Consider the following 22,333-nt stretch of genomic DNA (forward strand, 5'->3'; position numbering starts at 1 on the left):
CACCCCCGCATTGTGGCCGGTGCTCACGGGTGGGTACCGTCGCGTCACCCACCCAGATTTGAGAACTACCGGAGGAAAACGTGGCACTTCCCCAGCTGACAGAGGAACAGCGCGCTGCGGCGCTGGAGAAGGCCGCCGCCGCTCGCCGCATCCGTGCTGAGCTGAAGGAGCGGCTGAAGCGGGGCGGTACCACTCTGGTCGACGTGCTGAAGCAGGCCGAGGAGAACGAAGTCCTCGGCAAGATGAAGGTTTCGGCTCTGCTCGAGGCCCTCCCGGGCGTCGGCAAGGTCCGCGCGCAGCAGACCATGGAACGACTGGAGATCGCCCCCAGCCGTCGCCTTCGCGGCCTCGGCGACCGGCAGCGCAAGGCGCTGCTGGCCGAGTTCAGCGGCGAGTGAACGGCGCCGGTCGTGACTACCCGGTGAACCCGGGCACCGACCGCGGCAGTGAGCCGGTGGCGGGGGACATCCCCCGGCACCGGCTCACCGTCGTATCGGGGCCTTCGGGGGTCGGGAAGTCGAGCGTGGTGGGCGAGCTGCGGAAGCTGGAGCCCGACGTCTGGTTCAGCGTCTCGGTGACCACGCGCAAGGCACGCCCCGGTGAGATCGACGGGGCGCACTACCACTTCGTCGACCGGGCGGAGTTCGACGCCATGGTCGCCGACGGCAGGCTGCTGGAGTGGGCCGAGTTCGCGGGCAACCGCTACGGCACCCCGCGCGAGCCCGTCGAGAAGGCCCTCGCCGAGGGCCGCCCGGCCGTCCTGGAGATCGAGCTGCAGGGCGCCCGCCAGGTCCGCGCGGCGATGCCGGAGGCCCGGCTGGTGATGCTGATGCCGCCGTCCTGGGAGGAACTGGTCGGCCGGCTCACCGGGCGCGGCACCGAAAGCGAGGCCGCGGTGCAGGCCCGGCTGGCCGAAGCGGAGCGCGAGCTGGCGGCGGCGGGGGAGTTCGACCACCGCCTCGTGAACGCCGACGTGCGGGAGGCGGCCGAGCACTTGCTAAACTTGATAACTGATCAGTCTTCCGACGAATCGGAGCACCACGCGTGACCACCCAGGTAACCCTGACCGAAGAGCTCGAGGGCATCACCAACCCCCCGATCGACGACCTGCTCGAGAAGGTCAGCTCGAAGTACGCGCTGGTGATCTACTCGGCCAAGCGCGCCCGCCAGATCAACGACTACTACGCCCAGCTGGGCGAGGGCCTGCTCGAGTACGTCGGCCCGCTCGTCGAGCCGGGCCCGCGCGAGAAGCCGCTCTCGATCGCGCTGCGCGAGATCCACGGCGGCCTGCTCGAGCACACCGAGGGTGAGTAAACCCAAGGTCGTCCTGGGCGTGGGCGGCGGGATCGCCGCCTACAAGGCCTGTGAGGTCCTGCGCGGGCTGACCGAGTCCGGTCACGACGTCCGCGTGGTCCCCACGGAAGCCGCGCTGAACTTCGTCGGCGCGGCCACCTTCGAAGCCCTCTCCGGCCACCCGGTGCACACGGGCGTGTTCACCGAGGTACCGGAGGTCCAGCACGTCCGCGTCGGCAAGGAAGCCGACCTCGTCCTGGTCGTCCCGGCCACGGCGAACCTCCTCGCCAAGGCCGCCCACGGCCTCGCCGACGACCTGCTGACGAACACCCTGCTCACCGCCCGGTGCCCGGTCGCCTTCTTCCCGGCGATGCACACGGAGATGTGGGAGCACCCCGCGACCCGCGACAACGTGGCCCTGCTGCGCTCGCGCGGCGCCATCGTCACCGAGCCCGACTCCGGTCGCCTCACCGGCGTCGACACCGGCAAGGGCCGCCTCGCGAACCCCGCCGAGATCGTCGACCTCGCCAAGCTGCTGCTGGCCCGCCCGGACGCCCTCCCGCGCGACCTCGAAGGCGTCCGCGTCGTCGTGTCGGCCGGCGGCACGCGCGAGCCCCTCGACCCGGTCCGCTACCTCGGCAACCGCTCGTCCGGCAAGCAGGGCTACGCGCTGGCCCGCGTCGCCGCCCAGCGCGGCGCCGAGGTCACCCTGGTCACCGCGCACACCGTCGCGCTGCCCGACCCGGCGGGCGCGACCGTTTCGCACGTGTCGACAGCGGAGGAGCTGCGGCAGGCCGTGCACGCGGCGGCCGAGAGCGCCGACGTCGTCGTGATGGCCGCCGCCGTCGCCGACTTCCGGCCGGCGAACCGGGCCGACCACAAGATCAAGAAGTCGGACGACCAGCCCGACCCGGTGATCACGCTCGACCGCAACGCCGACATCCTCGCCGAATTGGTGCGAAACCGGCGTCCCGGTCAGGTCGTCGTGGGATTCGCCGCGGAAACGGGGGACGAACACGGCGACGTCCTCGACCACGCCCGCGTGAAGCTCAAGCGAAAAGGCGCGGATCTGCTGGTGGTGAACGCCGTCGGCGACGGGAAGGCGTTCGGCACGGAGGACAATTCGGGCTGGCTGCTCGGGTCCGACGGCACGGAAATCCCCATACCCCTCGGCGCGAAGGCTGAACTGGCGTCCACTCTGTGGGACGCTGTTGTGAGCTTCATGAAGCGTTGACCGTCCCCCGAGCGATAGTCAGTACGCTTGCACAGGTAAGGGGTGCCTAACTTTCGGGGCATCCGACGACAAGGTGAGGAAGTGACGGCCACCGTGACCGCGTCTAGCAGCAGATTGTTCACCTCGGAGTCGGTGACCGAAGGGCACCCCGACAAGATTTGCGACGCCATCAGCGACTCGATCCTCGACGGCCTGCTGTCGAAGGACCCGCGCAGCCGCGTCGCGGTCGAAACCCTGATCACCACCGGCCAGGTGCACGTCGCCGGCGAGGTGACCACGGAGGCGTACGCCGACATCCCCACGATCGTCCGCGACGTCATCCTGAAGATCGGCTACGACTCCTCGGCCAAGGGCTTCGACGGCAACTCCTGCGGCGTCAACGTCGCGATCGGCTCCCAGTCGGCCGACATCGCGCAGGGCGTCGACACCGCCTACGAGTCGCGGGTCGAGTCCGACGAGGACGAGATCAACCGCCAGGGCGCCGGCGACCAGGGCCTGATGTTCGGCTACGCCTGCTCGGACACCCCCGAGCTGATGCCGCTGCCGATCGCGCTCGCGCACCGGCTGTCGAAGCGGCTGACCGCGGTCCGCAAGGACGGCGTGCTGCCGTACCTGCGCCCGGACGGCAAGACCCAGGTCACCATCGAGTACGCCGGCGACCAGCCGGTCCGGCTCGACACGGTCGTCGTGTCCTCGCAGCACGCCGACGGCATCGACCTCGACCGGATGCTCAGCGTCGACGTCAAGGAGCACGTCGTCGGCCCCGAGCTCGAGGGCCTGGGCATCGACACCTCCGGCGCGCGGCTGCTGGTCAACCCGACCGGCCGGTTCGTCATCGGCGGCCCGATGGGCGACGCGGGCCTGACCGGCCGCAAGATCATCGTCGACACCTACGGCGGCATGGCCCGCCACGGTGGCGGCGCGTTCTCCGGCAAGGACCCGTCGAAGGTCGACCGTTCCGCCGCGTACGCGATGCGCTGGGTGGCCAAGAACGTCGTCGCCGCGGGCCTGGCCCAGCGGACCGAGGTGCAGGTCGCGTACGCGATCGGCAAGGCGGCCCCGGTCGGCCTGTTCGTCGAGACGTTCGGGACCGAGACGGTCGACCCGTCGAAGATCCAGCAGGCCATCACCGAGGTCTTCGACCTGCGGCCCGCCGCGATCATCCGCGACCTCGACCTGCTGCGCCCGATCTACGCCCCGACGGCGGCGTACGGCCACTTCGGCCGGCCCGAGCTCGACCTGCCGTGGGAGAGCACCGCCCGCGCCGAGGCCCTGAAGGCCGCGGCCGGCGCCTGACGCACGATCCGGTGAAGGCCCACCCCGAGCAGCTCGGGGTGGGCCTTCCTGGCGTCCGGGCTGTCGGAGGGGTCTGGTAGAGATCGTGGCGTGAGTAGCTCCGAGCCCGCCGCTCTCTGGGACCTCCCGGAGACGCCGCCTGCCCCCAAGGCGGCCCCCTCGCGTGCCCGGAAACCGCCGAAGCCGGGCGCGAAGGCCAAGGGCGCGCAGAAGCCCGCGCCCGAGCGGCCCGTCGCGCGGATCGTCGTCGACATCCCCCTCGCGCACCTGGACCGCACGTTCGACTACCTCGTGCCGGAGAAGCTGCACGAGACCGCCGTGCCCGGCTGCCGGGTGCGCGTCCGGTTCGCCGGGCAGCTCGTCGACGGCTACCTGATCGAGCGCGGCGAGACCAGCGACTACGGCAGCAAGCTGGCGTTCCTCGACCGCGTCACCTCGCCGGAGCCGGTGCTGCCGCCGTCGCTGCACGCGCTCTGCCGGGCGGTCGCCGACCGCTACGGCGGCACGCTGTCCGACGTCCTGCGCCTGGCGATCCCGCCCCGGCACGCGAAGGCCGAAGCGGAGCCTGCCGTGCCGCCCGCGGCTGCTCCGGACGCGCCCGATACGACGGCCTGGGCGCGCTACCAGCGCGGTCCGGCGTTCCTGGAGGCCCTGGGGGAGGGGAAGCCCGCGAACGCCGTCTGGCAGGCCCTGCCGGGCGAGGACTGGCCGAGCCGGCTGGCCGAGGCCGCCGGCGTGGTGGCCGCGTCGGGCCGGGGCGCGGTGCTGGTGGTGCCGGACCACCGCGACCTGACCCGGGTCCACGACGCGTGCGCGGCGGTCGTGGGGGAGGACGCCGTCGTGGCGCTGATCGCCGGCCTCGGGCCCGCGGAGCGCTACCGGCGCTGGCTGGCGGTGCTGCGCGGCGCGGTGCGGGTGGTGGTCGGCACGCGGGCGGCGATGTTCGCGCCGGTGCACGACCCGGGCCTGTTCGTGGTCTGGGACGACGGCGACGACCTGCACCTCGACCAGCACGCGCCGTACCCGCACGTGCGGGACGTGCTGATGGACCGCGCGCACGCGGCGAAGGCGTCGCTGCTGGTCGGCGGGTTCGCCCGGACGGCCGAGGCGCAGCTGCTGGTCGAGTCGGGCTGGGCCGCGCCGGTGCTGGCCGACCGCACGGTGCTGCGGTCCGCGGCCCCGCGCGTCACGCCGGTCGGCGAGGACTTCGACGTCGCCCGCGACGAGGCGGCGCGGGTGGCGCGCCTGCCGGCGGTGGCGTTCGAAGCGGCGCGCCAGGCGTTCGCGGCGGGCCACCCGGCACTGATCCAGGTCCCGCGGCGCGGGTACGTCCCGGGGCTGGCTTGCGGAAACTGCCGAACGCCGGCCCACTGCCGCCGGTGCGCGGGGCCGCTGGCGCTGCCGGGCGGTTCGGTGGACGGGCAGCCGAAGCCCCCGGCGTGCCGCTGGTGCGGCGTCCCGGAGACGGCGTTCCGCTGCACGGCGTGCGGCTCGGTGCGGCTGCGCGCGGTGATCGTGGGTGCGAAGCGGACGGCGGAAGAGCTGGGGCGCGCGTTCCCGGGCATCCCGGTCCGCACATCGGGGGCGGCGGAGGTCCTGGCGTCGGTCCCCGGCAAGCCGGCGCTGGTGGTCTGCACACCGGGGGCAGAGCCGGTGGCCGAAGGCGGCTACGGCGCGGCGCTGCTGCTGGACGGCTGGGCGTTGCTGGGCCGCCAGGACTTGCGGGCGGGCGAGGAGACGCTGCGCCGCTGGATGGCGGCGGCGGCGTTGGTGCGGCCCGGTTCTTCCGGTGGCCGGGTGATCGTCGGGGCCGAGGCGGGCTTGGCGGTGGTCCAGGCGCTGGTGCGCTGGGATCCCGCGTGGCACGCGGGTCAGGAGCTGGCGGAGCGACGCGAGCTGGGCTTTCCCCCGGCGATGCGGATGGCGAGCGTGGAGGGAAGCCCGGATGCGGTGGCCGGGCTGCTGGCGGACTTGCCGTTGCCGCCGTCCGGCGAGGTGCTCGGTCCGGTGCCGCTGGGAGAGGTGGACGAGGAGGGCAACGCATCTCGCGAACGGGCGCTGGTCAGGGTTTCCCGCGCCGAGGGCAAGGCGCTGTCGTCGGCGATCCACGCGGCGGCCGCCCGCCGGGACGCGAAGAAGGCCACGGAACCGATTCGCATCCAGCTGGACCCGTTGGACCTGATCTGATCCGCTCCGCGGAGTCGGAATCCGTGGCCGGTGCGCGAAATCCGCCGGATCAGCGGCCCAACACCGTGCCCGGCAACGAATCCAGCGCCGCTCGTGCGGATTCCTTCACCGGCAGAGGAACCTTCGGGCTCGCGCCGCCGGCCGCGGCGGTCGTCAGGTCGACCACCTCGGCGGCGATCGCCTGGCGGCGGCCTTCGAACGCCGGGTCCGTCAAGCCGGTCGGCTGGCCCAGCACCGGCGTGTGCAGGTGCCCGCCCGCCACCGACGTCAATCCCAGTCCCAGACGGACCCGGTTCGCGCGGAACATCGATTCGTTCGACAGGTAATTGCCGCCACCACCGGCCTGCGCGATTTCGCCCGGCAGCGGAGCGTCCGAGCGGCACACCGGCGTCCCCACGCCCGGGTGCGCGGAATCCGGCCACACGCAGAACGCCTGGTTGAAGTTGACCGGGTAGGCGCCCGGCACCTGCAGCATCTTCGTGTACGGCAACGTGGTCTCGATGAACTGGACGTCCGGCTGGGGCCAGCCCGCGGCCGGCGGGACCCCGCCCGTCACGGAAACGTTGTTGTTGTCCGGGAAACCGCCGCGCCAGGCACCCGCCCAGCGTTCGACGTCGAAGCGGCCCGGACGGCCCTGGCTGATCGTCATAACCACGTCCGGCCGCCGGGCGCGGTCGCGCAACGCCGTTCCGTACGCCGCTTCCACGATTCCCTCGTCGAAGTAGCCCCACACGACCGGGAAGCTCACCGCCTGCACGACCGCCGGGCCGGCCGGCGTGTCGAGCACGCGCCCGTCCAGCTGCAGCGCCGACGCTCCCGCCGGGTTCGAGATGGTGATGCCCGAGCCGTCGAGCTGGAACGGGTCGAAGCCGCTCACCATGACCCGGCGCGTCTTCCCGAGCGGGAACCGGACGTCGTCGAGGCCGCGCGAGCCGCGGTCGAACGCCGTCAGCAGCGCGTCCCGCCGCGTGGGGAACGCCGGCGTCCACTGACGGATCGCGCTGCTGAGCTGCAGCCGCGCCCAGTAGAGCGGCCGGTCGTCGAACCGGTCGAGCGTCCCGAGATCCGGCCGCCGGCCCTGCGCGCGGTCGACGGCCGTCCGCCACAGCCGGTCCCCGGCTTGCGTGACAACGCGTTCGGCCCGACGCGGCGTCCGCGCCGCGCAGAGGTCGTGCTTCACCTCGGCGACGAAGGGATCGAGGCCAGCCAGCCGGACAAGCTCCGGGCCGACGGCGGGCCCGCCAGCGGGAAGCGTCGCGCTCAGGCGCTGTTCTTCGACGGTGAGGGGCGCGGCAGAGTCGAAGCACCCGGGCGCGGCGGCGGCCACCCCGGGGGAAGCGAACAGCGGAACGGCGGCGAGCAGGGGGAGCAGAGCGGTCAGGCGCACGGGTTTCCCTCCACGGCGTGGGTGACGCGGTCGAGTCTTCCGCCGACCGCGCCGGCCGCGTAACCCGCGGAAGTCGGGACCAGAAGTCCGTGCCGGGTCGGGAGCACGCACAGCGCGTGCTCCCGGCCCCTCGAAATCAGCCGGTCGCCAGGACCTTCAACCGCGTGATGTCCGCGCTGAACTGGTCCTGGTCAATGGGCGAAGAGCTGTACTGCCAGAACGTGTAGAAACCCCAGTTGTACGGCAGCGTCCCCGCCGAGGACGCGTACCTCGCCACCCACAGCGGGTTCGTCGAGCTGAAGTCGCCCGTGTTGGCGGTGCACTGGCTCCACCAGCTCGTTGCCGTGTAGATCACCGGCCAGCGGGTCGTCTTCGCGTGGTACTCGTCGCTGAACGCCTTGATCCACGCCACCATCTGGGCCGGCGTCTTGCCGTAGCACGCGTTGTTCGGGCCCCACTCGATGTCGAGCGTGCCCGGGAGGGTTTTGCCGTCCTTCGACCAGCCGCCGCCGTGGGCGACGAAATAGTCCGCCTGGGCCGCGCCGCCCGAGGTGTCCGGGCGGCCGTAGTGGTACGCGCCGCGGATCATGCCCACGTTGTACGAGCCCGTGTACTGCTGGCTGAAGTACGCGTTCTGGTAGCCGGTGCCCTCGGTCGCCTTGACGTAGGCGAATTTCTTGCCCGCGCTCCAGTACGACGCCCAGTTGACGTTGCCCTGGTAGGAGCTGACGTCGATGCCGGGGACGCTCGCGTCGACCGACGCCGGCGCCAGCCCCGCCGGGGCCACTCCGTCGTGGGCGCGGATCGCCGCGCCCATCTCGTGGTTGTTCGAAGCGTCCTGGTCCGGCAGGCCCGGCGCCGCCGACGCGCCGGGGGCGGTCACGGCCAGCAGGGAGGCCGAAACCGCGACAGCGGCGCCGAGCAGGCGGCGCCATCTCCGTGGTGCAGTCATCTTCGGTTGTTCCTTTCGGTTGCCCTCGCGAATGCGCGGTGTGCAGGCCGCGCGGCATGATTCTGTTACAGCGAGTACCACAACGTCACTGCTCCATGTGAAGCAATTTCGAAGTCTGGGGAAACTTGTAAAATCTTGGCAAACCGGGCGAATCCGCCCGATCCGCGCCTTTGGCGTCTTGAAGGCGCTTGATCCGAGGGGCAGACTCGCCCGCATGCCGCCGCTCAGACGCCGCCGAGTCCTCGTCCTCGCCGCCACCGCCGCGCTCGCCTCCACCGTCGTCGCGGCCGGGCCGGCCTCCGCCGCCACCCCGACGCCGAAGTCCCCGGTCGCGGTCGGGTTCGGGGGCGCCGTGGCCAGCATCGACGCCGATGCCACCGCGATCGGCACCAAGGTCCTGCGCGACGGCGGGAACGCCGTCGACGCGGCCGTCGCGGTCGCCGCCGCCCTCGGCGTCACCGACCCGTTCTCCGCCGGCGTCGGCGGCGGCGGGTTCTTCGTCTACTACGACGCCAAGACCCATCGCGTCCACACGCTCGACGGCCGGGAGACCGCGCCGAAGACCGCCGACGCGAACCTCTTCGTCGAAAACGGCCAGCCGCTGCCGTTCGCCGACGCCGTCACGAGCGGGCTGAGCGTCGGCGTCCCCGGCACGCCCGCGACCTGGTCCAAGGCCCTGCGCAAGTGGGGGACGCGCTCACTGGCGAAGTCGCTGAAGCCCGCGGAAGACCTGGCGCGCAAGGGATTCGTCGTCGACCAGACGTTCCAGACCCAGGTCTCGAACAACGCCGCGCGGTTCGCCGCGTTCCCCTCGACGCGGTCGCTGTACCTGCCCGGCGGCGCGCCGCCGGTGCCCGGGACCGTCTTCCGCAACCCCGACCTCGCGAACACCTACGCGCAGCTCGAACGCCAGGGCGTCGACGCGCTGTACCGCGGCCCGATCGGCGCCGACGTCGCGAAGACCGTCCAGCAGCCGCCGAAGGACCCCGCCTCGACGTTGAACGTGCGTCCCGGCAAGCTGAGCACCGAGGACCTCGCCGCCTACCGCGCCATCGAGCGCGACCCGACCCACGCGCGTTACGAAGGCCTCGACGTCTACGGCATGCCGGCGCCGTCCTCCGGCGGGCTCACCATCGGCGAGGCGCTCAACATCCTCGAGAACTTCGACCTCGAGCACGCGAGCAAGGCCGACTACCTGCAGTACTTCCTGGAGTCGACGCGGTTCGCCTTCGCCGACCGCAACCGCTGGATCGGCGACCCGGCCGTCATCGACGTCCCGGCCAAGGAGCTGCTGAGCCAGCGCTTCGCCGACTCGCGGGCGTGCCTGATCTCGAAGGACAAGGCCGCGACCAGCCCGGTCGCCCCGGCCGACCCGAGGCACCCCACGCCGTGCGCGGCGGGCACGACGGCCGCGCCGACGCCGTACGAGGGCGAGAACACCACGCACCTCACGGTCGCCGACAAGTGGGGCAACGTCGTCGCCTACACGCTGACCATCGAGCAGGAGGGCGGCAGCGGCATCGTCGTGCCGGGCCGCGGGTTCCTGCTCAACAACGAGCTGACCGACTTCTCGTTCACGCCGGTGACGCCGGGCGTGCCCGACCCGAACCTGCCCGGCCCGGGCAAGCGGCCGCGCTCGTCGATGGCGCCGACGATCGTGCTCGACCACGGCCGCCCGTTCTTCGCGACCGGTTCGCCGGGCGGCGCGTCGATCATCACGACGGTGCTGCAGGTGATCCTCGGCCGCCTCGACCGCGGGCTGTCCCTGGAGGACGCGATCGCGGCGCCGCGGGCGTCGCAGCGGAACTCGGCGGCCGCCCAGGTCGAGCAGGCGTTCCTGGACCAGCCGGAGACGGCGGACCTGAAGGCCCGCGGCCAGGGCTTCTCGACGGCGCCGGCGGAGATCGGCGCGGCGACCGGCGTCGAGCACCTGCGCGACGGCCGCTGGCTGGCGGCGGCGGAACCGGTCCGCCGCGGCCAGGGCGCCGCGCAGGTGGTGTGGCCGGCCCACTGGTAGCCCGGAGGCCTGAGCCGGCGGGCGACCGCCGGCTCAGGGTTCGAGCGCCCAGCGGATGTACCGCGTCTTCGGCACGAACCCGGCCTTCTCGAACACCCCGGAAGCGCCGGACGGGCTCGCCGAGTCGACGACCAGGCTCGCCCGGTCGTAACCCTGCTCCGCCGCGGCGCGCAACGCGTGCGCCAGCAGCGCGCCGGCGATGCCGCGCTTGCGGTGCTCGGGGAGCGTCCCGACGACCATGAAGTGCGCGTCGCGGATCCCGGTGGCCTCGGTGTCGGCGTCCCACGACAGCGTCACCAGCAGGCCCGCCGGCGTCCCGTCCGCGTCCCGGAACAGGAAGCTGACCTCGGGGCGGAACGTCTGGTTGACGATCTTGTTCCGCCACATGTCCGGCGGCATCGGCACGGCGCCCCAGTGGTCCTCGAAAGCCGCGTTCCGGACCCGCCGGAAGTCCTCGTCGGTCTCCGCCGACCACGGCTCGATCCGCGCTCGCACCGGCGAGACGTCCCGCAGCGGGTGCTCCATGCGCCGGAAGTACCGGACCGGCGCGAAGCCCCGGGACCGCATCAGCTCGGCCAGCCCGGCGATGTGCCCGGGCCGGTGGACGTCCACCGCGAGCCGCAGGCCCGGGTGGTGCCGGGCGTGCAGGACCTGCGCGGCGGCGACCCCGGCTTCGACGAGCCGGGTGCCGATACCGCGGCGACGATGGCCGGGATGGACGCCGCCGTCCAGGAAGACCCGGTGCACCTCCTGCGCGGCCGGCTTGTAGCGGATCTTCATGAAGCCGATCATGACGTCGCCGTCGAAGGCCGCGAGACTGCCGCGCTCCAGGTCCGCGTACGGGTCGACCAGCTCCTGGAGGGTGTCGTCGGCGGTGTAGTGCTCGCCGATCCCGTCCACGGATTCCATGGCGTTGAGCAGGTCGGCCGCCGCCTGGGCGTCTTCGCGGGTGAGCGGGCGCCACGTCAGTCCGTGCATAGCGGCGACGCTAACCGGGCCCCGGCGGGCTGTCGCCTCGTTTACCGGCGGGCGCGGGCGCGCCGCGATCACGGGGGCCTTCTAGACTCAGGTCCGATGTTCCAGCCACCTGAACCCTCCCCATCGGGGGTGGGCCGATGAAGCTCGTCTTCGCCGGCACCCCCGAGCCGGCCGTCCCCGCGCTGCGCGCCCTGCTCGACTCCGGCCGGCACGAGGTCGTCGCCGTCGTCACCCGGCCCGACGCCCAGGCCGGGCGCGGCCGCCGCGTCGTCCGGTCGCCGGTCGGCGCCCTCGCCGACGAGCACGGCATCGAGGTCCTGACGCCCGCGCGCGCCGGCGACCCGGCCTTCCTCGCGCGCCTGGCCGAACTGGCGCCGGACGCCTGTCCCGTCGTCGCTTACGGCGCGCTGCTGCCGCAGGCCGCCCTCGACATCCCGCGCCTCGGCTGGGTGAACCTGCACTTCTCGCTGCTGCCCGCGTGGCGGGGCGCGGCGCCGGTGCAGGCCGCCATCCGCGCCGGCGACGAGATCACCGGCGCCTCGACGTTCCGGATCGTCAAGGAGCTGGACGCGGGCCCGGTCTACGGCGTCGTCACCGAGGCGATCGGCGCGACCGACACCGCGGGCGGCCTGCTCGGCCGGCTCGCGGAGTCCGGGGCCAAGCTCCTGCTGTCCACCATGGACGGTCTGGCCGACGGCAGCCTGGTCGCCCGCGACCAGCCCGCCGAGGGCATCAGCTACGCGCCGAAGGTGACGGTCGAGGACGCGCGCGTGTCCTTCGCCGACCCGGCCTCGGCGGTCGACCGGCAGATCCGGTCGGTCACCCCGGACCCGGGCGCGTGGGCGGAGTTCCGCGGGGAACGGCTGAAGCTCGGTCCGGTCACGGTGCTCGACGAACCCGGCCCGCCGCCGGGCGAGATCGTGGTCGAACGCAAGCGGGTGCTGGTCGGGACGGCGACGAAGCCGTTGCGGCTCGGCGAGGTCCAGGCACCCGGCAAGAAACGGATGGCGGCCACCGACTGGGCTCGCGGATCACGCATCGAGCAGGGAGAACGCCTCCGGTGAACGACCACAGGGAACGACGTCCGTCGCGGCCGCAGCGAGGCCGCCCGGCACCGCGCAAGGAAGGCCCGCGCCGCCCGCCGGCGGTCGACGCGCCGCGGCAGGCCGCGTTCGACGTCCTCGCGGCGGTGCGCACGAAGGACGCGTACGCCAACCTCGTCCTGCCCGACCTGCTGCGCGAGCGGCGGATCACCGGCCGTGACGCGGCACTGGCCACCGAACTCGCGTACGGCGCGTCGCGGGCCCAGGGCCTGCTCGACGCCGTCATCGCGGCCTGCGCCGAGCGTCCGCTCTCGCAGACCGACCCGGCGGTGCTCGACGCGCTGCGCCTCGGCGCCTACCAGCTGCTGCGCACGCGCATCCCCGAGCACGCCGCCGTGACGTCCACTGTGGACCTCGTGCGCGCGGAAGCCGGTTCGTGGGCCACCGGTTTCGCCAACGCGATCATGCGCAAGGTGTCCGAAAAGGACGAAGCCGCGTGGCTGGACGAGCTGGCGCCGGACGACTCCACCGACCCGATCGGCGCGTACGCGCTGCGCACCGCGCACCCGCGCTGGATCGCCCGGTCGTTCGCCGAAGCGCTGGGGGACAAGGGCGCGGGCCTCAAGGCCGCGTTGGAAGCCGACGACGCCCGGCCCGAGGTGCACCTGGTCGCCCGGCCCGGCGAGATCAGCGCCGACGAGCTGGCCGCGATCACCGGCGGCGACCCGGCGCCGTACTCGCCCTACGGCGTCCGCCTGCCCGCGGGCGCCGGCGACCCGGCCGACGCCGAGCCGGTCCGCGAGCGGCTGGCCGCCGTCCAGGACGAGGGCAGCCAGCTGTGCGCGATCGCCGCGACGAAGGTGCCCGTCGAAGGCACCGACGAGCGGTGGCTCGACCTGTGCGCGGGCCCCGGCGGCAAGGCCGCGCTGCTCGGCGCGCTGGCGGCGCTGAGCGGGGCGACCGTCGACGCCGTCGAGAAGGCGCCGCACCGCGCGAAGCTGGTCGAGAAGGCCACGGGCGGCCTGCCGGTGAAGGTGCACGTCGCCGACGGCCGCGAGTCCGGGCTGGAGCCGGGCTACGACCGGATCCTGGTCGACGCGCCGTGCAGCGGGCTCGGCGCCCTGCGGCGGCGGCCGGAGGCGCGGTGGCGCCGCCAGCCGTCCGACGTCGCGGACCTGACGAAGCTGCAGGGCGAGCTGCTCGCCGCGGCTTACGACCTGCTGCGGCCCGGCGGCGCGCTGACGTACGTCGTCTGCTCGCCGCACCTGGCCGAGACCGAGGGCGTGTTCGGCGAGACGGCGCGGCGGTTGAAGGCCGAGGTGCTGGACGCGCGCGAGCTGTTCCCGGGCGTGCCGGAGCTGGGCGACGGGCCGTACGTCCAGCTGTGGCCGCACCGCCACGGCACCGACGCGATGTTCTGCGCCGTGCTCCGCAAGCCGTGAGGGATCTCGGGCTGGTGGCCGGTTCGTGCGGCGGGCTGGACACCCGCTTCGCCGCCGAACTGGTCCGGCCCGCGGCCGAGCGCGGCTGGCGCCCGGCGATCACGTTGACGCCGACGGCTTCGCGCTGGCTGGAGTCGACGGGCGGGCTGGCCGAGGTGGCCGCGTGCACCGATTTGCCGGTGCGGAGCGTCTCGCGGTTGCCGGGGGAGCCGCGGCCCCACCCGGACCCGTCGGTGTTCCTGTTCGCGCCGGCGTCGGCGAATTCGGTGGCCAAACTGGCGCTGGGGATCGCGGACAACCAGGCGCTGACGGTGCTGGGCGACGTCTTGGGCGCGCCGGGGATCACGATGGTGGTGGCGTACCAGATCCAGGACACGCGGGTGTACCACCCGGCGTGGCAGCGCCACCTCGACACCCTCGCGGGAGCCGGGGTGACGCTGCACCGGCTGGACATCGGGCGCCCGTGGACCGAGGCCCTCGACCTGCTGCCCTGAGGTCGGCCGCGGGGGCGCCCCCCGTTTTCCACGTTACCGGGTGGCACCGACAGTTTCGGGCTACGAACACGCCGCCGCGTCCGTCGCCGCCAGCAAGTGGCCGTTCGTCTCGGCCGGGGTCGGGTTCTCGTTCAGCACCACCGTCACCCGGCGGCCGTCCGGACCGACACCGGCCAGGTTCGTGAAGCCGATGATCCCGCCCTCGTGTCCCCAGAAATCCCCGCACGACAACGGGATGCTCCCCAACCCCAACCCGTACCGGGCCCCCGGCACGCCGAGCTGAGCCGGCACCGTCCGCCGCATCTCGGCCAGCTCCGCCGGGCGCAGCAGGCGTCCTCCCAGCAGGGCTCCGTAGAACCGGTCCAGGTCGGCCGGGGTCGAGACCAGGCCGCCCGCCGCCCCGGCGATCGTCGCGTCGAAGTCGCTGAAATCCACCAGATCCGGCGTGTAGCCCACCGCGTGCGGGTCCGGCAGCCGCTCGTCTCCGCGGCGCGGCAAGTACGTGTCGCGCAGGCCGAGCGGGCGGGTGATGCGCTGGGCGATCAGATCGCCCAGCGCGCGCCCGGTCACCTTCTCGGCGAGCATCCCGGCCACGATGTAGTTCGTGTTGGAGTACGACCAGCTCGTGCCCGGCGGGAACAACGCCGGGTGCTTCAGCGCCATCGCCACCAGCTCGGCCGGCTCGGCACCGCGGTGGCGCAGGGCTTCCGGATCCGACAGGTCCAGGTCGTCGGTGTAGTTGTACAGCCCGCTCGTGTGCTGCAGCAGCTGCCGGACGGTGATCCGCCGATCCGGCAGCAACCCCGGCAGGTACCGCGAAACCGGCGCGTCCAGCTTCACCCGGCCCTCGCCGACCAGCTGCAGCACGACCGTGGCCACGAACGACTTCGTGACGCTGCCCGCGCGGAAAGAACCGTTGCGCGGGAACGGTTTCCCCGTCTTGACGTCACCCGTGCCGCTGCGCACCACCCGCGTCCGGTGGCCGTCCTGGATCACCGCCTCCGCGCCCGGTACGCCGTCCTGGGCGGTGACGACGTCCAAGCTCGCCTGCACCGAACCGGCCGCGAGCGCCGGCGCCGCCGTGGTCGCCGCGAGCAGCACGACCAGCGTGCCGGCGGCGGCGATCCGCACTGACTTCCGCATGAAAGAACCCCCTGGTGTCTCGGTACTCCCACGCTAGGGAGCCGGGACACCAGGGGGCATGGGGCAGGCCGCCGGAACCCTCCGGGGGCCTGCCCCACCGGGTCAGCGCAGCTTGAGCGCGCGCTTGAGGGTGCCGAACAGGTCGGTCTGGTTGGTCAGCCCGACGATGTTGGCCGCCTGCGGGCCGAGACCCGCGATGCGCACCTGGGTACCGGTGTGCGACTGCGAGCCGCCGGTCTCCGCGGTGCCGTAGGCCAGGGTCATGTTCGCGCCCTCGTTGGTGACGAGCGTCGCGGTCAGGCCCGGGGTGGCGGTGGGCTCGACGATCTGGCTGCTGTGGCCGTGGTCGGCCGTCACCAGCACCAGGGTGTCCGGGTGGCTGCGGGCGAACGCCGTGCCCGCCGCGATGGCCGCGTCGAAGTCGATCGTCTCGCCGATCTGGCCGCACGGGTCGGCCGCGTGGTCCTGCTTGTCGATGCTCGCGCCCTCGACCTGCAGGAAGAAGCCCTTGTCGCTGCGGCGGTCGTCGAGCAGCTCGAGCGCCTTGCGGGTCTGGTCGGCCAGCTTCGGCTGGGTCTTCGGCAGGTTCGCGTTCGGGGCGCAGCGGGTGGGCGCGGTGCCGCCGTGCACGGCCGCCGGGCCGGTCCAGTTGACCGGCATGTTGCCCTCGGCGAACAGGCCGAGGACCGGCTTGCCCTTCGGCGCCTTCGCCAGGTCGGCCGCGGTGTTCACGACGGTGTAGCCGGCCGCCTTGGCCTGGTCGAGCACGGGCTTGCCCTTGAACTTCCCGGCCGTCACCGGCTGGTTGAAGTACTTCGCGCCACCGCCCAGCAGGACGTCGGGGCGGGTCTGCACCAGCTGCTCGGAGATCGAGCCGAGGCCGCCGTTCTCCTTGGCGTTCTTCGCGCACTTCGCGGTCGTCTCGACCGGGCCCTTGCAGTCGCGGCTGACGACGTGCGCGCCGAGCACGGCCGGGGTCGCGTCCTGGACCTCGGCGGTGGTGACGTCGCCGGTGCGCAGGCCGTTGCGCTTGGCGATCTCCAGGATCGTCGGGACGTCGTTGCCGTACGCGTCGACGGAGATGGCGCCGTTGTAGGTCTTGGTGCCGGTGGCCCAGCCGGTGCCGGACGCGGCCGAGTCGGTCACGTAGTTCGGCTTGGCCGGGTTGTTCTGCTCGACCGCGTAGGTGGTGTAGTCACCGGTCAGCGGCAGCTCGTCCATGGCGAGCCGGCCCGCGGCGCCGCGTTCGTAGTTGCGGGCGGCGGTGATCTCGGACTGGCCCATGCCGTCGCCGAGGAACAGGATCACGTTGCGGGCGTGCCCGCCCTGGATCGCAGAGCGGACGTCGTTGGTGCGATCACCGGTGCCGGCCGACGAGCGCGCGTCGGCGTTGTCGGAACCGCTGGTGGCGAAGGCGACCGGGGCGGCGGCGACCAATGCGGCGCCGAGTGCGCCCGCGACCAGCCACCGGCGGCGGCCGGCGAACAGCGAAGCCATGTTTCTCCTCATTGGGGGACTTCGGGGGATAACTGCCCGGATTTCGGACACGCGCTATTAGTCCTTCTGCATGTGTGGTGCGAAGAGACTGAAGGTGACCGCCGGGTGGCCGCTGATCGAACTCATGGCTTCCCGCGGGTGACCGGGAGCACGTCGGTCATCAACCGGCGAGGTGCCCCGGCCGGACGACGCCCGATTCGTACGCCATGACCACCGCCTGGCTGCGGTTGGCCGCGCCGAGCTTGCCGAAGACGTTGCCCACGTGGGTCTTCACGGTCTCGAGGCTGATCACCAGCTCGGCGGCGATGTCCTGGTTGGACAGGCCGCGCGCGACCAGCCGGAGCACCTCGGCTTCGCGCCGGGTGAGCGTTTTCGCGGCCCGCGCGTACCGCCCGCCGGCCGCCCGGCCGGCCACCAGCCGCCGGATCGCCTCGGGGAACAGCAGCGACTCCCCGGTCGCGACGGTCCGGACGGCGTGCGCGATCTCCTCCTTGCGCGCCCGCTTCAGCAGGAACCCGCTCGCGCCGGCCAGCAGCGCCTCGTGCACGTAGTCGTCGTTGTCGAACGTCGTGACGACGAGGACCTTCGGCGGCTCGGCCAGCTCGGCGAGCAGCTGCCGGGTCGCCTCGATGCCGTCCGTGCCGGGCATCCGGACGTCCATCAGCACGACGTCCGGCCGGGTGCGGCGCACCGCGGGCAGCACTTCGGCGCCGCCGGCCGCTTCGCCGACCACCGGGATGCCCTGCTGCTCCAGCAGCGCCCGCAGGCCGGTGCGGACGAGCGGCTCGTCGTCGGCGAGCAGGACGGTGGGCGTCACGCGCCCGCCCGCAGCGGGATCGTCGCGGACAGCCGCCACCGCGGCCCGTCCGGGCCCGCGTCGAGCTCGCCGCGCAGGGCTTCGACGCGCTCGGCGAGCCCGGCCAGCCCGCGCCGCCCCGGCCGCGGCCCGGCGCCGGGCAGCGCGTTGACGACGGCGATCGCGAGCTGCTCCGGTCCGGCTTCGACGCGGACGTCGACGGCGCCCGGGCCGGCGTGGCGCAACGCGTTGGTCAGGCCCTCCTGGACGATCCGGTAGCCCTCGCGCGACACGGCGGCGGGCAGCGCGGCGACCGGCCCGGTGACGGTCAACCGGACGTCGAGCCCGGCTTCGCGGGCGCGCACGGCGAGGACGTCCACCTCGGCGAGCGTCCGGGTGGGCTCCTTCGCCGCCGGTTCCTCGCGCAGCAGGCCGAGAACGTGGTCGAGGTCCTCGAGGGCGGATCGGGACGCTTCTTCGATCGTGCCGAGCGCGCGCCGCACCTGGGCCGGGTCGGCCTCGACCAGCTCGGCCGCCGCGGCCGCCTGGATGGTCGACGTCGTCAGCGTGTGCCCGATCGAGTCGTGCAGCTCGCGGGCCAGCCGGTTGCGCTGGGCGAGCACGGCGGCGCGGCGCTCGGCGAGCGCCGCCCGTTCGGTGTCGGACGGTCCCAGCAGCGCCTCCGCACCGGCCCGGAACGCGCGGGTGGCGCCCGCGACCAGCACGAGCGCGCCGAAGAGCAGCATGAAACCGAACGGGACCGTCCACCCGCCGAGCGGGACGTCGTCCCAGAACAGGCTGATCCGGTCCTGCCCGCCGGCCAGCCACACCGCGGGGACCAGCAGGCCGAGCCCGAGGAACGCGAGCGCGGTGAGCAGCACGCCGCTCAGCAGCGTGTGCAGCGCGAGCCACAGCCCCGAGCGCAGCCGCGAGCCCGCGTCGGGGCGCCCGGCCGGCGCCGGGACGGTGGTCCCGAGCAGGAGGTTCGCCAGCCCGATCCCCGCGCGCCGCACCGGCCCCAGCAGGCCCAGCAGGCCCGTGAGCACCGCCATGGCCACCAGCGCGAGCAGCGCCCGCACCCGGGAGTCGGCTTCGACGGACACCGCCGCGGCGAAGGCGAAGGGGGACACCGGCACCATCACCAGAGCACCCGCGACGGCGAACGGGAGGGCGCGGTAGCTGCCGAGCCTCGCCAGGGAGCGGAAGAATCCGGACATGCGGCGAGCGTAGGGCGGCCGGTGTGGCGGCCGCCTCCCTCCGCGGAGCCAGATCCTGGTCACAACCGGTTAGTGAGCGTTAGCACGCTCCTCCTACACTCAGGACGTGGCAGACCGACCCCTGATCGCCCCCAGCATCCTGTCCGCGGACTTCGCCCGGCTCGGCGAGGAGATCGCCGTCGTGGCCGGCGCCGGGGAGACCCGCGCCGACTGGGTCCACGTCGACGTCATGGACGCGCACTTCGTGCCCAACCTGACCCTCGGCCTGCCCGTGGTGAAGGCGCTGCTGAAGAGCACCGACGTGCCGATCGACTGCCACCTGATGATCGACGACCCGGACCGCTGGGCGATCGGGTACGCCGAGGCCGGCGCCTACAACGTCACCGTGCACGCCGAGGCCGCGAAAGACCCGGTCGCGCTGGCGAAGAACCTGCGCGCCGCGGGCGCGAAGGCAGGCCTGTCGCTCAAGCCGGGCACCGCGCTCGAGCCGTGGCTGGACGTCCTCAAGCACTACGACACGCTGCTGATCATGTCCGTCGAACCGGGCTTCGGCGGCCAGTCGTTCATCGCCGAGGTCCTGGACAAGGTCCGCACCGCGCGGCGGCTCGTCGACACCGGGCACCTCAAGCTGGTCGTCGAGATCGACGGCGGGATCAACACCGACACCATCGAGCAGGCCGCCGAAGCGGGCGTCGACTGCTTCGTCGCGGGCTCGGCCGTCTACGGCGCCGGTGACCCGGGCAAGGCGGTCGCCGCGCTGCGCGAGCAGGCGGCCCGCGGCCGGGCGGGCTGACCTCGCGGCGGCACCGGGGAAGCCCCGGGGCCGCGGCGGGTGTTGGATGGGAAGACCGGCTCACAAGGAGGCAGCGGACGTGTTCACCGGCATAGTCGAGGAGATCGGCGAGGTCACCGCGGTCGAGCAGCTGACCAACGCGGCACGGCTGCGCGTACGCGGCCCGCTGGTCACCAGCGACGCCGGGCACGGCGACTCGATCGCGGTCAGCGGGGTGTGCCTCACGGTCGTCGAGGTGGCCGGCGGCGAGTTCACCGTCGACGTCGTGAACGAGACGCTGCAGCGCTCGAGCCTGGCCAAGGTCGCGACCGGCGACCGGGTCAACCTGGAACGCGCCACGCCCGCGGGCGGGCGGCTCGGCGGCCACATCATGCAGGGCCACGTCGACGGCACCGGGACGTACCTCGGCCGCGACGAGAACGGCGTCACGACCTTCTCGCTGCCGGCGCACCTCGCGCGGTACGTGGTCGAGAAGGGCTCGATCGCGGTCGACGGGATCTCCCTCACCGTCGCCGCCGTCACCGACGACCGGTTCCAGGTGGCGTTGATCCCGACCACGCTCGAAATGACCACCCTCGGCGGCCGGGAAGCCGGCGACCTGGTCAACCTCGAGGTCGACGTGGTCGCGAAGTACGTGGAGAAGCTGGCCGAGGCACACATCCGCGACCAGGTGCAGAATCGGGACGGCGGCGGCACGGAGGAGCGGTCATGAGTGAGTCGAGTGCGGCAGAGCCCGAAGCGGGCTGGACCCCCTGCGGCACCGGGGCGGTGTTCGACGCCGACGCCATCGAACGGGCGATCGCGGACGTCGCGGCGGGCCGGCCGGTCGTCGTGGTCGACGACGAAGACCGCGAGAACGAGGGCGACCTCATCTTCGCCGCGGAGAAGGCGACGCCGGAGCTGCTGGCGTTCATGGTCCGCTACACCTCGGGCTACGTCTGCGTGGCGCTGACCGAGGCCGAGGCCGACCGGCTGGACCTGCCGCCGATGTACCACACGAACCAGGACGCGCGCGGGACCGCGTACAGCGTCACGGTCGACGCCGCCGAGGGCATCAGCACCGGCATCTCCGCCGCCGACCGCGCGCACACGATCCGGCTGCTGGCCGACCCCGCGTCCACGGCGAAGGACTTCCGCCGCCCCGGGCACGTCGTGCCGCTGCGGGCGAAGGAGGGCGGCGTGCTGCGGCGCCCCGGGCACACCGAGGCGTCGGTCGACCTGGCCCGGATGGCCGGGCTCGCGCCGGCGGGCGTGCTCTGCGAAATCGTGTCGCAGAAGGACGAAGGCGACATGGCGCGCCGGGACGAGCTCGAGGTGTTCGCCGCCGACCACGACCTCGCGATCATCACCATCGCCGACCTGATCGCCTACCGCCGCCGCACCGAGAAGCAGGTCGAGCGCGTCGCCGAGGCGCGGATCCCGCTGGCCGCGGGCACTTTCCGCGCGGTCGGCTACGACTCGCTGCTGGACGGCATCGAGCACGTCGCGTTCGTCTACGGCGAGATCGGCGACGGCCAGGACATCCTCGTGCGCGTCCACTCCGAGTGCCTGACCGGCGACGTCTTCGGCTCGCTGCGCTGCGACTGCGGCCCGCAGCTGGAAGCGGCCCTGGAAGCGGTGGCGGCCGAGGGCCGCGGCGTCGTGCTCTACATCCGCGGCCACGAGGGCCGCGGCATCGGGCTGCTGCACAAGCTGCAGGCCTACCAGCTGCAGGACGACGGTGCCGACACCGTCGACGCGAACCTCGCCCTCGGCGTCCCGGCCGACGCCCGCGACTACGGCACCGGCGCGCAGATCCTGTGCGACCTCGGCGTCCGCACCATGCGGCTGCTGTCGAACAACCCGGCCAAGCGGATCGGCCTGGAGGGCTACGGCCTGCGCGTCACCGGGCGGGTGCCGCTGCCGATCTCGCCGAACCCGGAGAACCTGCGCTACCTGCGGACCAAGCGCGACCGGATGGGCCACGACCTGGCCCAGCTGGAGCACTACGACCAGGTCGGCGCGGGCACCGAGCACGCGGATGGAGGACCACAGTGAGCGGCGACGGCCGTCCCGACGTTTCCCTGGACCTGACCGGCTGCAAGTCCCTCAAGCTCGGCATCGTGGCCACGAAGTGGAACTCGGACATCACCGACGTCCTCCTGGAGCGGGCGCTGGTCGCGGCTCGTGAGGCGGAGCTGGAGGAAGACCCGACGGTCGTCCACGTCGCGGGCGCGATCGAGCTCCCCGTGGTGGTGCAGGCGCTGGCCCGCAACCACGACGCGGTGGTGGCGCTCGGCGTGGTCATCCGCGGCGGCACCCCGCACTTCGAGTACGTGTGCGACGCGGTGACGGCGGGCCTGACCCGCGTGGCGCTCGACGAGAGCACCCCGGTCGGCAACGGCGTCCTGACGTGCGACACGCACGAGCAGGCGGTCGACCGGTCGGGCCGCCCGGGCGCGAAGGAAGACAAGGGCTACGAGGCGACGGTGGCGGCCCTGGACACGGCCCACGTGCTGCGGAGCCTGCGCCAGCCGTGGACCGAGCGGGGTTTCGTGTGACTCTCCTGGTGATCCGCCCGCGCC

The 22,333-nt window shown here is 73.1% G+C and carries 21 protein-coding genes; 14 read left to right on the forward strand and 7 right to left on the reverse strand.

What is annotated here, in order from left to right; all coding sequences use genetic code 11:
- Nucleotides 1-80 precede the first annotated feature (80 nt).
- From mihF to ACIRSS_RS03220, 6 genes are all read left to right on the forward strand, one after another.
- Nucleotides 81-398 (forward strand): integration host factor, actinobacterial type, encoded by a 318-nt coding sequence (gene mihF, locus ACIRSS_RS03195; RefSeq protein ID WP_003096398.1) that lies wholly within the window; start codon nt 81-83, stop codon nt 396-398.
- A complete protein-coding gene (gene gmk, locus ACIRSS_RS03200) occupies nt 395-1,048 on the forward strand; it encodes a guanylate kinase (protein ID WP_400889972.1) in 654 nt (217 codons plus the stop codon). The genes mihF and gmk overlap by 4 nt, the downstream gene beginning before the upstream one ends.
- Nucleotides 1,045-1,314 (forward strand): DNA-directed RNA polymerase subunit omega, encoded by a 270-nt coding sequence (rpoZ, locus tag ACIRSS_RS03205; RefSeq protein WP_308671079.1) that lies wholly within the window; start codon nt 1,045-1,047, stop codon nt 1,312-1,314. Before gmk ends, rpoZ begins: the two co-directional genes overlap by 4 nt.
- Nucleotides 1,307-2,527, forward strand: a complete 1,221-nt coding sequence (gene coaBC, locus ACIRSS_RS03210; protein ID WP_400889974.1) for a bifunctional phosphopantothenoylcysteine decarboxylase/phosphopantothenate--cysteine ligase CoaBC — start codon at nt 1,307-1,309, stop codon at nt 2,525-2,527. Before rpoZ ends, coaBC begins: the two co-directional genes overlap by 8 nt.
- Before the next feature lie 93 nt (nt 2,528-2,620).
- Nucleotides 2,621-3,823 carry a methionine adenosyltransferase gene (metK, locus tag ACIRSS_RS03215; RefSeq protein WP_167379817.1) on the forward strand — a complete coding sequence of 401 codons (1,203 nt, stop codon included), beginning with the start codon at nt 2,621-2,623 and terminating at the stop codon, nt 3,821-3,823.
- A gap of 90 nt (nt 3,824-3,913) precedes the next feature.
- Nucleotides 3,914-6,010, forward strand: a complete 2,097-nt coding sequence (locus tag ACIRSS_RS03220; RefSeq protein WP_400889976.1) for a primosomal protein N' — start codon at nt 3,914-3,916, stop codon at nt 6,008-6,010.
- Nucleotides 6,011-6,059: 49 nt separating this feature from the next.
- Here ACIRSS_RS03220 and ACIRSS_RS03225 read toward each other — a convergent pair whose 3' ends face one another.
- Together ACIRSS_RS03225 and ACIRSS_RS03230 are read right to left on the reverse strand one after the other, a co-directional pair.
- The gene (locus ACIRSS_RS03225) at nt 6,060-7,397 is read right to left on the reverse strand and encodes a hypothetical protein (protein WP_400889978.1); all 1,338 of its coding nucleotides are present in this window, start codon (nt 7,395-7,397) and stop codon (nt 6,060-6,062) included.
- A 136-nt stretch (nt 7,398-7,533) separates the two neighbouring features.
- On the reverse strand, nt 7,534-8,349 hold the full coding sequence (locus ACIRSS_RS03230; protein ID WP_400889980.1) for a lysozyme: 816 nt from the start codon (nt 8,347-8,349) through the stop codon (nt 7,534-7,536).
- Between the two features lie 214 nt (nt 8,350-8,563).
- On the opposite strand from ACIRSS_RS03230, the gene ggt reads away from it, so the two are divergent.
- A complete protein-coding gene (gene ggt, locus ACIRSS_RS03235) occupies nt 8,564-10,366 on the forward strand; it encodes a gamma-glutamyltransferase (RefSeq protein WP_400889982.1) in 1,803 nt (600 codons plus the stop codon).
- A gap of 33 nt (nt 10,367-10,399) precedes the next feature.
- On the opposite strand, the gene ACIRSS_RS03240 is transcribed toward ggt, so the two are convergent.
- On the reverse strand, nt 10,400-11,344 hold the full coding sequence (locus ACIRSS_RS03240; protein WP_400889984.1) for a GNAT family N-acetyltransferase: 945 nt from the start codon (nt 11,342-11,344) through the stop codon (nt 10,400-10,402).
- 137 nt (nt 11,345-11,481) lie between these two features.
- Between ACIRSS_RS03240 and fmt the strand changes: the two genes are divergently transcribed.
- Genes fmt through ACIRSS_RS03255 form a run of 3 tightly spaced genes read left to right on the forward strand, consistent with a single transcriptional unit; the run spans nt 11,482 to nt 14,323 of the window.
- On the forward strand, nt 11,482-12,408 hold the full coding sequence (gene fmt / locus ACIRSS_RS03245; protein WP_400889986.1) for a methionyl-tRNA formyltransferase: 927 nt from the start codon (nt 11,482-11,484) through the stop codon (nt 12,406-12,408).
- A complete protein-coding gene (locus tag ACIRSS_RS03250) occupies nt 12,405-13,829 on the forward strand; it encodes an RsmB/NOP family class I SAM-dependent RNA methyltransferase (protein WP_400889988.1) in 1,425 nt (474 codons plus the stop codon). Before fmt ends, ACIRSS_RS03250 begins: the two co-directional genes overlap by 4 nt.
- A complete protein-coding gene (locus ACIRSS_RS03255) occupies nt 13,826-14,323 on the forward strand; it encodes a flavoprotein (protein WP_400889990.1) in 498 nt (165 codons plus the stop codon). Before ACIRSS_RS03250 ends, ACIRSS_RS03255 begins: the two co-directional genes overlap by 4 nt.
- Nucleotides 14,324-14,383: 60 nt before the next feature.
- On the opposite strand, the gene ACIRSS_RS03260 is transcribed toward ACIRSS_RS03255, so the two are convergent.
- The 4 genes from ACIRSS_RS03260 to ACIRSS_RS03275 all read right to left on the reverse strand — a co-directional run bounded on the left by ACIRSS_RS03260 (nt 14,384) and on the right by ACIRSS_RS03275 (nt 18,976).
- Nucleotides 14,384-15,466 carry a serine hydrolase domain-containing protein gene (locus ACIRSS_RS03260; protein ID WP_400889992.1) on the reverse strand — a complete coding sequence of 361 codons (1,083 nt, stop codon included), beginning with the start codon at nt 15,464-15,466 and terminating at the stop codon, nt 14,384-14,386.
- 102 nt (nt 15,467-15,568) lie between these two features.
- Nucleotides 15,569-16,963, reverse strand: a complete 1,395-nt coding sequence (gene phoA / locus ACIRSS_RS03265; RefSeq protein ID WP_400889994.1) for an alkaline phosphatase — start codon at nt 16,961-16,963, stop codon at nt 15,569-15,571.
- A gap of 160 nt (nt 16,964-17,123) precedes the next feature.
- Nucleotides 17,124-17,780, reverse strand: a complete 657-nt coding sequence (locus tag ACIRSS_RS03270) for a response regulator (RefSeq protein ID WP_400889996.1) — start codon at nt 17,778-17,780, stop codon at nt 17,124-17,126.
- Nucleotides 17,777-18,976: a sensor histidine kinase gene (locus tag ACIRSS_RS03275; RefSeq protein WP_400889998.1), complete on the reverse strand. Its 1,200-nt coding sequence runs from the start codon at nt 18,974-18,976 to the stop codon at nt 17,777-17,779. Before ACIRSS_RS03275 ends, ACIRSS_RS03270 begins: the two co-directional genes overlap by 4 nt.
- A gap of 121 nt (nt 18,977-19,097) precedes the next feature.
- Between ACIRSS_RS03275 and rpe the strand changes: the two genes are divergently transcribed.
- The 4 genes from rpe to ribH all read left to right on the forward strand — a co-directional run bounded on the left by rpe (nt 19,098) and on the right by ribH (nt 22,309).
- On the forward strand, nt 19,098-19,769 hold the full coding sequence (rpe, locus tag ACIRSS_RS03280) for a ribulose-phosphate 3-epimerase (protein ID WP_400893360.1): 672 nt from the start codon (nt 19,098-19,100) through the stop codon (nt 19,767-19,769).
- Between the two features lie 79 nt (nt 19,770-19,848).
- Complete coding sequence (locus ACIRSS_RS03285; RefSeq protein WP_400890000.1) at nt 19,849-20,481, forward strand: riboflavin synthase; 633 nt, start codon at nt 19,849-19,851, stop codon at nt 20,479-20,481.
- On the forward strand, nt 20,478-21,806 hold the full coding sequence (locus ACIRSS_RS03290) for a bifunctional 3,4-dihydroxy-2-butanone-4-phosphate synthase/GTP cyclohydrolase II (RefSeq protein ID WP_400890002.1): 1,329 nt from the start codon (nt 20,478-20,480) through the stop codon (nt 21,804-21,806). The genes ACIRSS_RS03285 and ACIRSS_RS03290 overlap by 4 nt, the downstream gene beginning before the upstream one ends.
- On the forward strand, nt 21,803-22,309 hold the full coding sequence (gene ribH / locus ACIRSS_RS03295) for a 6,7-dimethyl-8-ribityllumazine synthase (RefSeq protein ID WP_400890004.1): 507 nt from the start codon (nt 21,803-21,805) through the stop codon (nt 22,307-22,309). The genes ACIRSS_RS03290 and ribH overlap by 4 nt, the downstream gene beginning before the upstream one ends.
- Nucleotides 22,310-22,333: the final 24 nt, after the last annotated feature.

The organism is Amycolatopsis sp. NPDC101161 (assembly GCF_044768185.1).
Lineage (GTDB): Bacteria > Actinomycetota > Actinomycetes > Mycobacteriales > Pseudonocardiaceae > Amycolatopsis.

What these genes read in the sequence shown, in the direction of transcription:
- ACIRSS_RS03230 (WP_400889980.1), bottom strand. Translation starts at nt 8,349, where the DNA reads ATGACTGCACCACGGAGATGGCGCCGCCTGCTCGGCGCCGCTGTCGCG.
- ggt (WP_400889982.1), top strand. Translation starts at nt 8,564, where the DNA reads ATGCCGCCGCTCAGACGCCGCCGAGTCCTCGTCCTCGCCGCCACCGCC.
- ACIRSS_RS03240 (WP_400889984.1), bottom strand. Translation starts at nt 11,344, where the DNA reads ATGCACGGACTGACGTGGCGCCCGCTCACCCGCGAAGACGCCCAGGCG.
- fmt (WP_400889986.1), top strand. Translation starts at nt 11,482, where the DNA reads ATGAAGCTCGTCTTCGCCGGCACCCCCGAGCCGGCCGTCCCCGCGCTG.
- ACIRSS_RS03260 (WP_400889992.1), bottom strand. Translation starts at nt 15,466, where the DNA reads ATGCGGAAGTCAGTGCGGATCGCCGCCGCCGGCACGCTGGTCGTGCTG.
- phoA (WP_400889994.1), bottom strand. Translation starts at nt 16,963, where the DNA reads ATGGCTTCGCTGTTCGCCGGCCGCCGCCGGTGGCTGGTCGCGGGCGCA.
- ACIRSS_RS03275 (WP_400889998.1), bottom strand. Translation starts at nt 18,976, where the DNA reads ATGTCCGGATTCTTCCGCTCCCTGGCGAGGCTCGGCAGCTACCGCGCC.
- ACIRSS_RS03290 (WP_400890002.1), top strand. Translation starts at nt 20,478, where the DNA reads ATGAGTGAGTCGAGTGCGGCAGAGCCCGAAGCGGGCTGGACCCCCTGC.